The organism is Salinibacillus xinjiangensis (assembly GCF_009649735.1).
Taxonomy (GTDB): domain Bacteria; phylum Bacillota; class Bacilli; order Bacillales; family Alkalibacillaceae; genus Salinibacillus; species Salinibacillus xinjiangensis.
The window spans coordinates 226406-243381 of the sequence record NZ_WJNH01000002.1 but is presented as its reverse complement, the minus strand read 5'-3'; the positions used below and the strand labels follow the sequence as shown (position 1 = coordinate 243381).

Genomic DNA, 16976 nt, shown 5'->3' with positions numbered 1-16976 from the left:
AAATAAAACAAACTACTGCCAAGGGGGTTACCTTTGTGTCACTTACACCACTCGATATCCATAATAAAGAATTTACCCGTGCATTCAGGGGCTATGATGAAGATGAAGTGAATGAATTTTTAGATCAAGTCATTAAGGATTATGAAAAAGTGATTCGTGAAAAGAAGGAATTTGAAGAGCAAGTTGCTGACTTAAAGGAAAAAATCGGACACTTTAATAATATTGAGGCAACATTAAACAAATCCATACTTGTTGCACAAGAAACAGCTGAAGAAGTGAAAAGTAATGCGAATAAAGAAGCAAAGTTAATTATTAAAGAATCCGAGAAAAATGCAGACCGCATCATTAATGAGGCACTTTCAAAATCACGAAGAATTGCAATCGAAGTAGAAGAACTTAAAAAACAAGCAAAAGTATTTAGAACGAGAATGAAGATGATTGTCCAGGCGCAAATGGATATGATTGAAAGCGATGACTGGGATGAATTATTTGAGCTAGACTTAAATGAGGTTGAAGTAGAGGAGAAGGAAGAAAGAAATTATCAATTTGCAGATAACCAATCTTGACTCTACGTTTATTTTTAAATATAATGCAAAAGTATAATCATAATGTTGAAAAACTATGATAGGGACAGTACATAGAATGAATTGTTCAAGCGAACTGGGGATGGTGTGAGCCCAGCACATGAAATTCCATGGAAGATCACCCTTGAGTTTCCTAGTGAATAAAATAGTAGCTAAGGACGTCGTATTCACGTTACGAATAACTAAAGCGGATTAATATTTTTACTTTATTAGTCAATTAGGGTGGTAACGCGAGGCTTCTCGTCCCTTTCCAAGGGAATGAGAAGCTTTTTTTAATGTAGTGAAATTTTGATAAAGGAGTTTGGAAAAAATGAGCTATAAAGAAACGCTTTTAATGCCTAAAACAGATTTTCCGATGCGTGGAAATCTTCCAAAACGCGAACCAGAAATGCAACAACATTGGGAAGAAGAAAATATATATGAAAAGGTGCAGAAGAGAACAGAAGGTAGACCACTATTTATCCTTCATGATGGCCCTCCATATGCCAATGGGGATTTGCACATGGGGCATGCCCTCAACAAAATCTTGAAGGATATCATTGTCCGCTATAAATCCATGGCTGGCTACCATGCTCCCTATGTACCTGGCTGGGATACTCACGGCCTGCCAATTGAACAGGCACTTGCCAAGAAAAAAGTAGATCGTAAAAAGATGAGTGTCGCAGAATTTCGTAAAATCTGTGAAGAGTATGCTCTTGAGCAAATTGACCGACAGCGTCAGCAGTTTAAACAGCTCGGTGTTCGAGGAGACTGGGATAATCCTTACATTACGCTTAAGCCTGAGTATGAGGCAGCACAAATTCAAGTTTTTGGTGAAATGGCGAAAAAAGGATACATCTATAAAGGGTTAAAGCCTGTATATTGGTCTCCTTCCTCTGAATCTGCCCTTGCAGAAGCAGAAATTGAATATCAGGATAAACGTTCTCCATCTATTTATGTAGGATTTGATGTAAAGGATGGAAAAGGCGTACTGAATGGCGATGAAAAGATCATTATCTGGACAACAACTCCATGGACAATTCCTGCGAACTTAGCCATTGCTGTCCATCCAGAGCTTGAATACGCAGTTGTGGGCGTGAATGGTGAGAAGTATGTAGTAGCAGCTAAAATGGTTGAGGAAGTGGCTAAGGAGCTTGAGTGGGAAAGCTATGAAGTCCTTCAAACTCACACAGGTCAAGACCTTGATCGTGTTGTAGCAACACATCCATTTTATGATCGTGATTCCCTTGTTATTCTTGGAGAACACGTAACAACAGAAGCAGGTACAGGATGTGTACACACAGCTCCAGGTCACGGGGAAGATGACTTTTGGGTTGGTCAGGAATATGGACTTGATGTTCTTTGCCCTGTAGACCACAAAGGGGTATTCACAGCTGAAGCCCCTGGTTTTGAAGGGATGTTCTATGATAAAGCAAATAAAGCCATCACAGAGAAGCTAGAAGAGGTTGGCGCCTTATTAAAGCTAACATTTATTACACACTCATACCCGCATGACTGGCGTACGAAAAAGCCGACCATTTTCCGTGCAACCTCCCAGTGGTTCGCATCGATTAAGGATTTCCGTGATAACATTTTGGATGAAATCAAACAAGTTCAATGGGTTCCAGAATGGGGAGAAACACGACTTTACAATATGGTTCGGGATCGTCAAGATTGGTGTATTTCCCGTCAACGTGTTTGGGGTGTTCCAATTCCGGTCTTCTATGCTGAAAATGGAGAGCCAATTATTACGGATGAAACCATTAATCATGTTTCGGATTTATTCAGAGAGCATGGGTCGAATGTATGGTTTGAACGGGAAGCGAAGGATTTACTTCCTGAAGGATTCACACACCCATCAAGTCCAAATGGTGAGTTTACAAAAGAAAATGATATTATGGACGTTTGGTTTGATTCTGGTTCTTCCCACCAAGGTGTTTTAGTTGAACGTGATGATTTACAGCGTCCTGCCGATATGTATTTAGAGGGCTCTGACCAATATCGTGGTTGGTTTAACTCCTCTATCTCTACTGCTGTGGCAGTGACAGGAAAAGCACCATATAAGTCGATCTTAAGTCATGGCTTTGCTCTTGATGGAAATGGGCGTAAGATGAGTAAATCTCTTGGTAATGTCATGATTCCAAGTAAAATTATGAAACAGCTTGGTGCAGACATTTTACGTTTATGGGTGGCTAGCGTTGATTATCAGGCAGATGTGAGAATTTCGAATGATATCTTAAAGCAAGTTGCTGAGGTCTATCGTAAGGTTCGAAATACTTTCCGTTTCATTCTCGGTAATCTCAATGACTTTGAGCCAAATAAAGACCGTGTTAAAGAAGAGGATTTACAGGAAGTTGATCGTTATATGCTTATCCGTTTACAGGATCTTGTGAAGAAGGTAGACCAGGCATATGACACATATGAATTCTCAACCATTTATCATGCCGTTCACAATTTCTGTACGATAGATTTAAGCTCGTTCTACCTAGATTTTGCTAAAGATATTTTATACATCGAACCTGAAAATGACGAGCGTCGTCGTAGTATCCAAACCGTATATTATGAGATCTTGACGTCACTAGCTAAATTACTTTCACCAATTTTATCTCATACAACCGATGAGGTGTGGAACTATATCCCGGGAGTAGAAGAGGACAGTGTGCAGCTAACTGACATGCCGAAACCGCGTAAAATTAAGGATCAAGATCAATTAAAAGCAAAATGGGATCACTTTATCGAGGTTCGTGATGATGTATTAAAAGCCCTAGAAGAAGCTAGAAATGAAAAAGTGATTGGAAAATCGTTAGAGGCTAAAGTGAAAATTGAAGCAAAAGACGAGAAAACTAAAGCATTACTTGAGGAGATTGAACATTTACATCAATACCTGATTGTATCTGAAGCAGAGGTTAGCACTAGCTTGACGGATGCTAAAGATTATGATTATGTAAAAGTGGTTGTAGAAAAACACCCAGGCGAAAAGTGTCAACGTTGCTGGGTAGCATCAGAAACAGTGGGTAACAATGAAGAACATGAAGATTTATGTGATCGTTGTGCTGATATTGTTTCCAAACATTATGCTTAAGTCATGATAAGGGGAGGGGCTGCAAGATATATATGCAGCCCCTTTTATTCTATTAAGCGTTTTAAGCATACTTATGGTAAAATGCTTAAGAATGATATTAAATGGTTGGGGGAAAATGATGTGTGGTACTATCTAGTAGCAATCGTGATTATAGGTATTGATCAATGGACCAAATGGATGGTCGATAAAAAAATGGAGCTTTATGAAAGCATACCTGTTATTGAAAATTTCTTTTACATAACCTCCCATCGCAATAAAGGTGCAGCATGGGGAATTCTACAAGGACAAATGTGGTTCTTTTATATTATTACAACTGTTGTTGTCGTATTTGTTATTTATTATTTGCAAAAACACGGGAAGGATCACGCACTATTAGGTTGGTCTTTAAGCTTGATATTGGCTGGTGCTATTGGCAACTTTATTGATCGCCTGTTCCGGCAAGAGGTTGTTGACTTTTTTGATGTAATCATTTTTGGATATGATTACCCTATTTTTAATATAGCAGATTCATCTCTCGTAATAGGGGTCATTTTAATGTTAATTTACACCCTATTTGAGGAGCGGTTTAAAGGAGCGCCAAAGAAATGATGACAAATACACATATTGTTTTACCTGAAGAACAGACTCAAAGAATTGATAAAGTACTTGCAGAACGAAACCAGGATTATTCAAGGTCACAAATTCAATCATGGATCAAAGACAAACTAGTAAAGGTTAACAATCAAATTGTAAAAAGTAACTATAAGTGTCAAGCAGGAGATACGATTATATGGACGATTCCTGAACCTGAACCTTTAGATGTGGAACCAGAAAATATTCCGATTGATATTGTTTACGAGGATGAGCATGTACTTGTGGTCAATAAGCCAAAAGGGATGGTGGTTCATCCTTCTGCAGGTCATATGGGTGGTACTCTCGTTAACGCAATCCTGTATCATTGCCAGGACCTCTCAGGGATAAATGGAGTCTTAAGACCTGGAATCGTTCATCGTATTGATAAAGATACGAGTGGATTGCTTATGGTAGCTAAAACGGACCAGGCACATACTGGCTTAGCAGAACAGCTTTCTAACAAGACTGTAAAAAGAAAATACGAAGCCATTGTTCATGGCGTGCTTGAACATGATTACGGTACGATTGATGCTCCAATTGGCCGTGATCAGAAGGACCGACAAAAGATGAACGTAGTGGACCAAGGCAAGGATGCTGTAACCCATTTTAATGTGTTAGATCGATATGAAGGCTTTACACACGTAGAGTGTAAACTAGAGACGGGACGTACGCATCAAATTCGCGTTCATTTTAGATATATTGGCTTTCCACTAGTAGGGGATCCAAAATATGGCCCGCGCAAAACAATAGATATTAATGGTCAGGCTTTACATGCTCGAGTACTTGGCTTTGAGCATCCAATCACAAATGAATGGCTGGAATTTGAGAAAGAACCACCAGAAGAATTTCAACAAGTATTAAAAGAGTTGCAAATAAAAGGTTGACAAAAAACGCGAGAAATGAAATAATTTATCTTGAAATGAATAGGGACCCTTTAAACCAGTCCAGAGAGGCTGAGAAGGTGGCGGATATGATTTACGGTTGAAGTTTGCCGTAGTATACCCTTTTGCCATCTTTGGCAAAAGGGTATTTTTATGCGATTATCTGTTGGGTCAATCAATCGGGAGGTGGAAGTTTGCAGCTCAAAGCACAAGTTATGGATCAGGCAGCTATTGGGAGAGCCCTGACAAGAATAGCACATGAAATTTTAGAGAAAAACAAAGGAACAGACGGACTAGTTCTTGTCGGTATCAAAACTAGAGGTGCTCCTATCACTCAAAGGCTAGCGAAAAAGATCGCAGACATTGAAGGAGTAACAGTACCAACTGGAGAAGTGGATATTACTTTATACCGCGATGATTTAACCCATAAGGATAACAGTAAGGATCCTGAACTAAAGGGGACGGACATCGACGATGAGCTTGAAAACAAAACGGTCGTATTAGTGGATGATGTTTTATATACAGGTCGAACTGTTCGAGCAGCCATGGACGCGCTTATGGATATAAGCCGACCTGGAAATATACAACTAGCCGTATTAGTTGATCGTGGACATCGGGAATTACCAATTCGAGCCGATTTTGTGGGGAAAAACATCCCAACTTCCCAAGATGAAGTCATTGTCGTTCAATTACATGAAACAGACAATGAGGATGAGGTAAGTATTTACGAGAATTAAATAAAGGACCTTTAAATTTAGTCCAGAGAGACTAAGAAGGTCGCATTATAGAAGTGACGTATACCTCCATGCAGGTGGATACGTGTACCTCTTTGCGACCTTCGCAAAGAGGTTTTTTTTATACCTAGAGGAGGAATGAAAATGAATAAACAGGAAATGGCATTAGATATAAGAGATGTACCGAAAAAAGGAAAGTGGTTAACCTTAAGTCTTCAGCATTTGTTTGCAATGTTTGGGGCAACCATCTTAGTTCCATTACTAACTGACATGTCTCAAGCTGCTGCGCTTGTATCAAGTGGGCTAGGAACTCTTGCATACTTGCTTATTACACAGGGAAGAATCCCAGCATATTTAGGCTCAAGCTTTGCATTCATTACGCCTATTATTCTAGCAAGTCAAGCCTATGGGATGCCGGGAATTATGATTGGAAGTTTTGTAGCTGGTTTAGTGTATGGTGTCGTTTCAATACTTATCAAGATACTTGGCACCAACTGGCTAATGAGAATTTTACCACCAATTGTAGTGGGTCCAATCATTATCGTTATTGGTCTAGGCCTTGCACCTACTGCCATTGACATGGCAATGAATGTGGATGGGGAATATAGTGGAACCCACTTCATGGTAGCACTTGTAGCCTTGGCTATCACTATTATTGCTACGATGTTTTTCAAAGGATTTTTTGGACTTATTCCGATTTTAATCGGAATTGTTGGAGGATATGTTTTCGCACTTACACAAGGAATCGTCAATGTAGAACCAATTGCTAATCACTGGAATGATCTTGCAGGGAGTGGATCCCTTGGTGCTTTTCTAACAACATTGTTCCAAGTACCGGACTTTGTCGTTCCATTTAAAGATTACAATCCGCTTGAAGTATTCAACTGGGGAATTGTATGGATTATGGCTCCAATCGCGCTTGTAACCATCGCTGAACACATTGGGGATCAAATGGTCCTTTCCAAAGTAGCCGGACGTAACTTTTTAGAAAAGCCAGGACTTCACCGTTCCATTATGGGGGATGGGGTCGCAACAATGATTGCCTCCTTTATTGGTGGACCCCCAAATACAACATACGGTGAAAATATTGGGGTATTAGCCATTACGAGAGTGTTTAGTGTATTTGTCATCGGTGGAGCAGCTGTACTAGCTATTTTGTTCGGATTTACAACAAGTGTCGTCTTATTAATCGAATCCATTCCAGCCGCTGTAATGGGTGGGGTTTCCATCCTCCTCTTCGGGATTATTGCATCAAGTGGCTTACGCATGCTAGTTGATAATCAAATAGACTTAGGAGATAAGCGAAACTTAATCATCTCTTCCGTCATTCTAGTGATTGGAATAGGTGGTGCATATATCCAAGTAACAGAAAACCTACAAATTGCAGGTATGGCACTATCCGCTATTGTCGGGGTGATTTTAAACCTAATCCTGCCAGGAAAAGAAACTGGATATGGAAATGGAAAAATGTTTGAAACAAATGAAGAAGTTCAATCTGATGAAACAGCAGCCTAAGAAAACTGAATGGGGGACGCCTTTATGGAGGTGTCCCTTTAAAAAAGGGTAGAAATCGGAATATTCCAAAATAGAGGAGAATGATCATGGAAAGCTTACTATCTATGAAGTCTTTGTCTGTTGATGAAATTTATTCACTTCTCAATCAAGCAGAAAACTGTCGAAAAGGTGAACATATACTTCACCAGCCTAAAACAGCAGCCCTTTTGTTTTTTGAGCCTAGCACGCGGACGAAAATGAGCTTTGAAATGGCGGCACATCGTTTAGGGATCTCTCTATTACATTTTTCAGTGGACTCTTCTAGTGTTCAGAAGGGAGAGAGTTTATACGACACAGTTAAGACAGTTGAGTCAATAGGGGGTGATTTGGCCGTTATTCGTCATCCTGATGATGCTTACTATAAAAATTTAAAGGATGTAAATGTTCCTATTGTCAACGCTGGTGATGGAAAAGGGGAGCACCCAACTCAGTGCTTACTAGACCTACTTACGATTTATCAGGAATTTGGTACCTTTCAAAACCTAAATGTTGTGATTGCGGGCGATATTTTGCACAGCCGGGTAGCTCGGTCTAATGCTTATGCTTTACGTAAACTTGGAGCGAATGTAAAATTTTCGGCGCCTTCAGGATGGAGAGATCACAAATTACCATATGGTTACATATCTATGGACGACGCGGTTGAACAGAGTGATGTATTAATGTTGCTGCGCGTTCAGAGGGAGCGGCATGAAGAATCTCAGAACTCAATGGAACAAGATTACTTAACTCGATATGGTCTTACAATGCAAAGGGAAAAGAAAATGAAAAAGAATAGTATCATTTTACACCCCGCACCAGTTAATCGTGGAGTTGAAATCGATAGTAGATTAGTGGAGTGTGAGCGGTCGAGAATTTTCAAACAAATGGAAAATGGAGTCGCCATTAGAATGGCGATTATGAACAAATTACTAGCGAAGGGTGGCAAATTAAATGTCGTTGCTAATTAAAAATATAAAACGTTTAGACACTTTTAATACCGAGGAATTGAGCGATGTATACATAGAAGACGGCAAAATCCAGGCAATAGGATCAAGACTCAATATGAACGCAGACCAAATGATTGACGGTATGGGAAAGCTGATGCTTCCAGGATTTGTTGATATCCACGTCCACCTTCGCGAACCAGGCGGTGAAGCAAAGGAAACCATTGAAGCGGGCACACTAGCAGCGGCTAGGGGCGGTTTCACGACTGTTTGTGCCATGCCCAATACACGACCTGTTCCAGATTGTAAAGAAAATTTACAGAAAGTCCTTACTAGAATACAACAAACAGCGCAGGTTCGGGTATTACCCTATGCCTCGATCACCGAGAGACAGCTTGGAAAACAGCTCACCAACATGGAGGAATTAAAGGCATTAGGTGCAGTTGCATTTACAGATGATGGAGTAGGGGTTCAAACAGCAGGGATGATGTATGAGGCGATGCAAAAGGCAGCAGCTAATAGTTCAGCCATTGTTGCTCATTGTGAGGATAATAATCTTGTGTATGGAGGAGTACTGCATGAAGGGTTAAAAAGTAAACAGTTAAATCTACCAGGTATTCCTTCGATTAGTGAGTCTGTCCAAATAGCTCGTGATGTACTACTTGCAGAAGCGGCCAACTGTCACTATCACGTTTGTCATGTGAGTACTAAGGAGTCCGTTCGAGTCATTAGGGATGCCAAGAGAGCTGGAATAGCTGTAACAGCCGAGGTTACGCCACATCATTTACTCTTAAATGAGGAGGATATACCAGCAGATAGTGGCCATTATAAAATGAATCCACCCTTACGCTCTAAAGAGGATCAGGAGGCATTAATCGAGGGTTTACTCGATGGTACGATTGATTGTATTGCAACTGACCATGCTCCACACACAGAGGAGGAAAAAAGTAACGGGTTTTTACGATCTCCTTTTGGAATTGTGGGCTTAGAAACCGCATTTCCTCTTCTTTATACTCATTTGGTTAAAAAAGGGACCATGTCACTGGAGCGTTTAGTTGAGCTCTTAACGGTAAAGCCTGCTAAAATCTTTAATTTACCATATGGCACTTTAAATATAGGATGCTATGCAGATATTGTACTAGTAGATTTAGACAGGCAATCAGCTATTGAAGTTGATCATTTCCTATCAAAAGGAAAGAACACCCCATTCAAAGGTTGGGAAGTACAAGGATGGCCGGTTCTAACGGTCGTAGAAGGAAAGACAGCATGGAGTAATGAGGGGGTCTTACAATGAAGCGTAAACTAGTTTTAGAGGATGGAACAGTTTTTACTGGCTATGCTTTTGGAAGTGAGCGAGATGGAGGCGGCGAAGTCGTTTTTAATACAGGGATGACAGGTTATCAGGAAATCCTATCAGACCCTTCCTATTGTGGTCAAATGGTTACATTAACCTATCCGTTAATTGGTAATTACGGAATTAATTTAGATGACTTTGAAACGATACAGCCGAGTATTGCAGGACTTATTGTGAAAGAGAATTGTGAGCTACCTTCTAATTTTAGAAGTGAAGAAACATTACATCAATTTTTAAAAAAGAAAGACATACCAGCTATTTATGGGATTGATACGCGTAAATTAACGAAAATAATTCGCAGTCGTGGAACCATGAAAGGGATGTTCGCACCTGTTGAACGACCTGACCTTGAAATTGTTCAACAGTTGAATAAAACCACATTACCCATTAATCAAGTAAGTCAAGTTTCAACGGTAAAGCCTTATGTCGTACCGGGAAGAGGACATAGAATTGTATTAATTGATTATGGAATGAAACATGGCATCTTACGGGAATTCACGAAACGAAATTGTCATGTCACGGTTGTTTCCTATGATACAACCGCAGAAGAGATTCTACAGCTGAAGCCTGATGGGGTTATGCTGTCAAATGGACCGGGTAATCCCAAAAGTGTGCCGGAATCCATTCAAACCATTCAATTATTACTCGGCCGTGTACCTATTTTTGGTATCTGTCTAGGCCATCAGCTGATTGCTCTAGCCTGCGGAGCCGATACGCATAAATTGGTATTTGGTCATCGTGGATCTAATCATCCAGTTAAAGATATGGAAACAGGTCGAGTTTGGATGACCTCTCAAAATCACGGATATGCTGTCGAGTACTCATCCTTAAAGCAGACGGAATTAGAAATGAGTCAATACGCGTTAAATGATGGAACCGTAGAAGGATTAAAGCACAACCATTATCGTGTATTTTCAGTTCAGTATCATCCAGAAAGTGCACCAGGACCACAGGATTCAAACTCATTATTTGATCGATTTTTGCAAATGATTCAAGACCATAAACAAGAGGAGGCAACATCATGGCCAAACGTACAGACATTCATAAAATCTTAGTAATAGGCTCAGGTCCTATCATAATTGGGCAGGCAGCAGAATTTGACTACTCAGGAACACAGGCATGCCAAGCTTTGAAAGAGGAAGGCTATCATGTTATTTTGGCCAATTCGAATCCAGCTACCATCATGACCGATCAAACCGTAGCCGATCAGGTCTACATGGAGCCCTTAACCATTGATTTTCTCATGAAAATTATCCGTAAAGAACAGCCTGATGCAATATTACCAACTCTTGGTGGTCAAACCGGACTCAATTTAGCCATTCAACTAAAGGAAAAAGGAATTTTATCAGAATATGATGTGGAAGTTTTAGGAACTCCATTAACAGCTATCCAGAAAGCAGAGGATCGTGAGGAGTTCCGGGCTTTAATGAATGAGCTAGGAGAACCAGTCCCTGAAAGTATAATTGTAAGTGAAGTGCAACAGGCCAGAAAATTTGCTAACAAAATTGGCTATCCTATTATTGTTCGCCCTGCTTATACATTAGGTGGAACTGGCGGTGGAATTTGTCAAAATGAAGAAGAGTTACGACAAATTGTAGGAAGTGGCTTAGAAGCATCTCCTGTACACCAATGCTTAGTTGAAAAAAGTATTGCCGGCTTTAAGGAAATTGAATATGAAGTGATGAGAGACTCACATGATCATGCCATTGTCGTTTGTAATATGGAAAATATGGACCCTGTTGGGATTCATACAGGTGATTCAATCGTGACTGCACCAAGCCAAACCTTAAGTGACCGTGAATATCAGATGCTTCGTAATGTGTCTTTACGAATTATTCGTGAGCTAGAAATTGAGGGTGGATGTAATGTTCAGCTTGCACTTGATCCACATAGCTTCAACTACTATATAATTGAAGTGAATCCAAGGGTGAGTCGTTCATCAGCATTAGCCTCCAAGGCAACAGGCTATCCAATTGCTAAAATTGCGGCCAAAATTGCTATCGGTTTAACCCTTGATGAAATTAAAAATCCGGTGACAGGAAATACATATGCTTGTTTTGAACCAGCATTAGATTACATCGTGACGAAAATTCCACGTTGGCCATTTGATAAATTTGTAGCTGCCAACCGAAAGCTCGGTACCCAAATGAAGGCGACGGGTGAGGTTATGGCAATAGGGCGAAATTTTGAAGAGTCGATATTAAAGGCTGTCCGTTCTCTTGAAATCGAAAATAACGAATTATTTATACCCGAATGGGATGACCTAGAGGATGAAGTACTTAAACAACGTCTACAGCAAGCTGACGACGAGAGACTCTTTTTACTTGCTGAGGCACTAAGGCGTCAGTACTCGATTGACGAGTTACATCGCCTTACGAAGATTGACCTCTTCTTCCTATCCAAATTGGAAAAAATCATTAAGCTTGAAAATGATATAGAACAGCATCAATGGGATTACCAAGTCCTATCTGAAGCGAAACAAAACGGCTTTTCAGATATTACTATTGCAAGGCTTTGGCATACAAGCGTACTAGAGATAGAAGCATTTCGACACCAACATCAACTTACACCAGTTTATAAAATGGTTGATACCTGCGCAGCCGAATTTGAGTCCAGTACACCATATTTTTATAGCACCTACGAAGAAGAAAATGAATCAGTCGTTACCGAACATAAAAAAGTTCTCGTAATCGGATCAGGACCGATTCGTATTGGCCAAGGGATTGAATTTGATTATGCAACGGTTCATTCTGTTCTAGCTTTAAAAGAACTGGGCTATGAGTCTATTATCATCAACAATAATCCAGAAACGGTTTCAACTGATTTCAGCATATCCGATAAACTCTATTTTGAGCCGTTAACGATAGAAGATGTAATGAATGTGATTCATTTAGAAAAACCAGAGGGTGTCATTGTACAATTTGGTGGTCAAACGGCTATCTCTTTAGCAGAAGGATTGACGAAAAGAGGAGTGAAACTTTTAGGAACCTCTTTAGAGGCGATAGATCGAGCAGAGGACCGGGATCAATTTGAACAAACGCTAGATCGATTAAATATTGCTAGACCAAAAGCGAAAATCGCAACCTCCATTCAGGAAGCGATAGATGGAGCTGAAGACTTAGGGTACCCTGTACTTGTGCGGCCTTCATATGTGCTTGGTGGAAGAGCGATGGAAATTATTTATGAACAACAAGATTTATTACGCTATATGAACGAATCCGTGAAGGTCCATAAAGAGCACCCTGTCCTCATAGACCGTTATCTTACAGGAATTGAGCTTGAAGTGGATGCCATTTGTGACGGGGAAACGGTTGTGATTCCAGGAATCATGGAGCATATTGAACGAGCGGGTGTACATTCAGGGGACTCCATTGCCGTGTATCCTACGCAACGAATCACAAAAAAACAAAAGGAAAGATGCTTGGAAATTACCGAAATGCTTGCTAAGGAGTTAGGAATTATTGGGCTCATAAATATTCAATTTGTTTTACATGAGGATGAAGTATATGTGCTTGAAGTAAATCCTCGAGCCAGTCGAACTGTTCCATTTTTAAGTAAAGTGACTGGTATGACGATGGCGAATGTAGCTACACAGGTGATTTTAGGTACCAAGCTATCGGCTTTAGGCTATAAAGAAGGACTTCTACCTGAACCAAATATGATTTCCGTTAAAGTACCGGTCTTTTCGTTTGAGAAGCTTCGCCGCGTGGATATTACACTCGGGCCAGAAATGAAATCAACTGGTGAAGTAATTGGCCGCGATCATAACCTGGAAAAAGCCCTTTATAAAGGGTTAACCGCCTCAGGCCTTAGCATTCCGACTGATGGTGCCGTGTTAATCACCGTAGCAGATAAGGATAAACATGAAATTAAAGAGGTAGCAAGTCGTTTTCATGCTCTTGGGTTTAGAATTTTTGCGACATCCGGTACAGGTGCTTTGATGGAAAAGCTAAATATTCCAGTAAATAAGGTAGGTAAGGTTGGTTCCGGAGAAAAGAACGTTATTGATATTATTGAAAATGGAGAGGTACAATTTGTTATTAACACGTTAACAAAAGGGAAACAGCCTCATACAGATGGTTTTCGAATTAGACGTGAAGCGGTGGAGCATGGAGCAGCTTGTTTAACGTCAATCGATACGGCTCGAGCTATCTTACGTGTCATTGAATCGATGACCTTTACCGCTAATCATATGCCGAAACAAGAAGTGGTGATGGCCTAATGAAAATGGAATGGATGACCGTAATAGAAAATGAGCCAATCTCCTTGGATACCTTTAAGATGGTGCTCTCTGGTGACCTTGTTCATTTAATGACACAACCAGGTCAGTTTTTGCATGTAAGAGTGGGGGATGGGGCAACGAATACACTAAGACGCCCTATTTCAATAGCAGATCTTGATTATCAAGCACAACAAGTCACCATTATTTATAAAACAATTGGTGAGGGAACACATTGGCTCAGTATGCGTAAACCAGACGAGCGCATTCATGTGTTAGGACCAAGGGGAAATGGCTTCACAACTGAACATGTATGCAATCAAGACGTTCTATTAATAGGTGGAGGGGTTGGAGTCCCGCCCCTCTATTATTTAGCTAAAAAATTAACCCAACAAAACAATCGGGTGACCATTATTCTTGGTTTTCAAACAAAAGCAGCCATGTTTTATGTAAAAGAGTTTCAAGGTTTGGGAGAAACGATAGTCATGACTGAAGATGGATCTGCGGGACAGCATGGAAGGGTAACGGATGTTCTACCGAAGTACCAAATGAAAACAGATCTGTATTTTACATGTGGTCCAACTGGAATGCTCCAGGCCGTAACCCAACAGATGGCAAAGACGCCTGGCTATATTTCATTAGAAGAGCGGATGGGCTGCGGAATTGGCGCCTGCTTTGCTTGTGTATGCCAAACCACAGATCAGGAAGATGGAAAAGGCTATCGAAAAATATGCATGGATGGGCCTGTATTTGCAGCAGAAGAGGTGATATTATGACAGACTTAGCCGTAAATCTACCTGGACTAGAGTTGAAAAATCCGATTATGCCTGCATCTGGATGCTTTGGATTTGGTCGAGAGTTTAGTGAATTTTATGATTTAAGTAAATTAGGTGCTATCGTTATTAAGGCAGCAACGAAAAATCAAAGGTATGGAAACGAAACGCCACGTGTCGCGGAAACACCAAGTGGCATGCTAAATGCAATTGGACTACAAAACCCTGGTGTTAAAGGCATTATTGAGGAAAAGTTGCCCTTTCTATCTTCCTTTCACACACCTATTATGGCAAACGTAGCAGGGAGTTCAGTAGAAGAATATGAGGAAGTGGCAAGCTTACTCTCTCAATCAAGCCATATACAGGCACTAGAGTTGAATATTTCATGTCCAAACGTAAAAGAGGGTGGGATTCAATTTGGTACAGACCCGAACCTCGCTGCACATGTAACAGAACGGGTGAAAAAAGTAAGCGACAAGCCTGTCTATGTCAAACTATCACCGAACGTAACAGACGTAGTGGGGATGGCAAAGGCTGTCGAATCGGCAGGTGCAGATGGATTATCCATGATCAACACACTTACTGGAATGAGGTTCAACCTTATGAGCCGAAAGCCTATATTAGCTAATGAAACGGGGGGCTTGTCAGGACCAGCCATTAAACCTATCGCACTACGAATGATCTATCAAGTCAAACAAGAAGTAAATCTACCTATTATTGGAATGGGTGGTATACGTTCAACAGATGATGTAGTGGAGTTTTTACTAGCTGGTGCTAGTGCGGTTGCAGTCGGAACGGCGAATTTTCAGGACCCTTTTATTTGTTCAAATCTGATCGACGAACTTCCGGACATGTTACGAAAATATGGTTTTCAATCGGTTCAGGACTGCACAGGTAAGGGGGCTTTCGTATGATTCATCCATTATATGTTGCTTTAGATTTTCCTACTTACCTTGAGGTTGAAACCTTTTTACAAGAAAACGACCTAGGAGGAATTCCTGTCAAGATAGGAATGGAGCTGTTTTATCGCGAAGGCCCACAAGTAGTTGAACAGCTGAAAAGAAATCAGCATCCTATTTTTCTAGATTTAAAGCTGCATGACATTCCCAATACGGTGAAATCAGCGATGAAAAATCTAGCATCTTTAAGCGTTGATATGGTAAACATACATGCTGCGGGAGGAAGCGAGATGATTTCAGCAGCAAGAGAAGGCTTAGAAATGGGAACATATCAGGGAAAAGATAGACCAATCCTGCTTGCTGTCACACAGCTCACTTCAACGGATGAAAGGATGATAAAGGAAGAGCTAGGCATCCAGTGGTCTATGAATAAAACAGTTGAAAATTATGGAAGATTAGCTCAAACTGCAGGAGCAGATGGAGTGGTTTGCTCTGTACATGAATCCGCTACGATAAAACGTGCCTGCGGAAGGTCATTTTTAACCTGTACACCAGGAATTCGTTTTCAGGAGGATTTGGCCAACGATCAAAAGAGAGTGGCTACCCCAAAGGAAGCGAAAATACAGGGTAGCGATATGCTAGTAATGGGTAGAAGTATTACGAACGCCCAAAAGCCGAAACAACGATATGAGCGAGTAGTGAGGGAGTGGGAAAATGAGTAGAAAGTCTATAGTAGCTAGAAAATTGTTGGAAATCGGGGCATTACAAGTCAGCCCAAACGACCCATTTACATGGTCATCCGGAATTGAATCACCGATTTACTGTGATAATCGCATTGTTATGTCATTTCCAAAGGTGAGAGCTGAGATAGCGAAATATTTTGCTGAGGTCATCAAGGAGCATTATCCGGAAACAGAGGTCATCGCAGGCTGTGCAACAGCGGGGATTCCTCATGCTGCATGGGTAGCTGAGGAGTTAAATCTTCCTATGGTCTATGTAAGAGGCAAAGCAAAATCCCATGGTAAACAAAATCAAATTGAGGGGATCATAAAAACAGGTCAAAAGGTGATCGTGATTGAGGATTTAATTTCTACAGGTATGAGCTCTATTCAGTCAGCAAAAGCTATTCAAGCAGCTGGCGGTAAAGTCGTTTCCGTGCTATCGATTTTCACCTATGGACTTACCTTAACTGAAGAAAACTTCTCTAAATCACAGTTATGCTTTGAAAGCTTAACAGATTTTGATACCCTGCTAACACTCATGAGTAACAAAAATCAAATTCATAATGAGGAACACAGTCAGTTACTAGCATGGCGTAATCAACTAACATTTGCCCAAAAAACATGATCTAGTTGTCATTTCTATTCGTATCAGTGTACAAT

Annotated in this window: 14 protein-coding genes and 1 other annotated feature; all 14 genes read left to right on the top strand. The window is 40.6% G+C overall.

Annotation, left to right across the window (positions count from 1 at the left end; translation table 11 throughout):
• Window positions 1-35: 35 nt before the first annotated feature.
• The 14 genes from GH754_RS03875 (at window position 36) to pyrE (ending at window position 16941) form a co-directional block, all read left to right on the top strand.
• Window positions 36-566, top strand: coding sequence for a DivIVA domain-containing protein (locus tag GH754_RS03875; protein ID WP_323741842.1), 531 nt, complete (start codon window positions 36-38; stop codon window positions 564-566).
• A 46-nt stretch (window positions 567-612) separates the two neighbouring features.
• Window positions 613-835, top strand: a binding site (T-box leader).
• 59 nt (window positions 836-894) lie between these two features.
• Window positions 895-3645, top strand: coding sequence for an isoleucine--tRNA ligase (ileS, locus tag GH754_RS03870; RefSeq protein ID WP_153727417.1), 2751 nt, complete (start codon window positions 895-897; stop codon window positions 3643-3645).
• Between the two features lie 81 nt (window positions 3646-3726).
• Window positions 3727-4233, top strand: coding sequence for a signal peptidase II (lspA, locus tag GH754_RS03865; RefSeq protein WP_153727416.1), 507 nt, complete (start codon window positions 3727-3729; stop codon window positions 4231-4233).
• Entirely contained in the window at window positions 4230-5141 is a 912-nt protein-coding gene (locus tag GH754_RS03860; RefSeq protein WP_407690649.1) for an RluA family pseudouridine synthase, read from the top strand. Before lspA ends, GH754_RS03860 begins: the two co-directional genes overlap by 4 nt.
• Before the next feature lie 191 nt (window positions 5142-5332).
• Window positions 5333-5875 (top strand): bifunctional pyr operon transcriptional regulator/uracil phosphoribosyltransferase PyrR, encoded by a 543-nt coding sequence (gene pyrR / locus GH754_RS03855; protein ID WP_153727415.1) that lies wholly within the window; start codon window positions 5333-5335, stop codon window positions 5873-5875.
• 141 nt (window positions 5876-6016) lie between these two features.
• Entirely contained in the window at window positions 6017-7387 is a 1371-nt protein-coding gene (locus GH754_RS03850; protein ID WP_153727414.1) for a solute carrier family 23 protein, read from the top strand.
• Between the two features lie 86 nt (window positions 7388-7473).
• Window positions 7474-8373 carry an aspartate carbamoyltransferase catalytic subunit gene (locus GH754_RS03845; protein WP_153727413.1) on the top strand — a complete coding sequence of 300 codons (900 nt, stop codon included), beginning with the start codon at window positions 7474-7476 and terminating at the stop codon, window positions 8371-8373.
• The gene (locus GH754_RS03840; protein WP_153727412.1) at window positions 8357-9643 is read left to right on the top strand and encodes a dihydroorotase; all 1287 of its coding nucleotides are present in this window, start codon (window positions 8357-8359) and stop codon (window positions 9641-9643) included. The genes GH754_RS03845 and GH754_RS03840 overlap by 17 nt, the downstream gene beginning before the upstream one ends.
• Window positions 9640-10758 carry a carbamoyl phosphate synthase small subunit gene (locus GH754_RS03835; RefSeq protein WP_153727411.1) on the top strand — a complete coding sequence of 373 codons (1119 nt, stop codon included), beginning with the start codon at window positions 9640-9642 and terminating at the stop codon, window positions 10756-10758. The genes GH754_RS03840 and GH754_RS03835 overlap by 4 nt, the downstream gene beginning before the upstream one ends.
• Complete coding sequence (carB, locus tag GH754_RS03830) at window positions 10725-13925, top strand: carbamoyl-phosphate synthase large subunit (protein ID WP_153727410.1); 3201 nt, start codon at window positions 10725-10727, stop codon at window positions 13923-13925. The genes GH754_RS03835 and carB overlap by 34 nt, the downstream gene beginning before the upstream one ends.
• Entirely contained in the window at window positions 13925-14698 is a 774-nt protein-coding gene (locus tag GH754_RS03825) for a dihydroorotate dehydrogenase electron transfer subunit (RefSeq protein ID WP_153727409.1), read from the top strand. The genes carB and GH754_RS03825 overlap by 1 nt, the downstream gene beginning before the upstream one ends.
• Window positions 14695-15609, top strand: a complete 915-nt coding sequence (locus tag GH754_RS03820) for a dihydroorotate dehydrogenase (RefSeq protein ID WP_153727408.1) — start codon at window positions 14695-14697, stop codon at window positions 15607-15609. Before GH754_RS03825 ends, GH754_RS03820 begins: the two co-directional genes overlap by 4 nt.
• Complete coding sequence (pyrF, locus tag GH754_RS03815) at window positions 15606-16316, top strand: orotidine-5'-phosphate decarboxylase (RefSeq protein WP_153727407.1); 711 nt, start codon at window positions 15606-15608, stop codon at window positions 16314-16316. The genes GH754_RS03820 and pyrF overlap by 4 nt, the downstream gene beginning before the upstream one ends.
• Window positions 16309-16941 carry an orotate phosphoribosyltransferase gene (gene pyrE, locus GH754_RS03810; RefSeq protein WP_153727406.1) on the top strand — a complete coding sequence of 211 codons (633 nt, stop codon included), beginning with the start codon at window positions 16309-16311 and terminating at the stop codon, window positions 16939-16941. The genes pyrF and pyrE overlap by 8 nt, the downstream gene beginning before the upstream one ends.
• Window positions 16942-16976 lie beyond the last annotated feature (35 nt).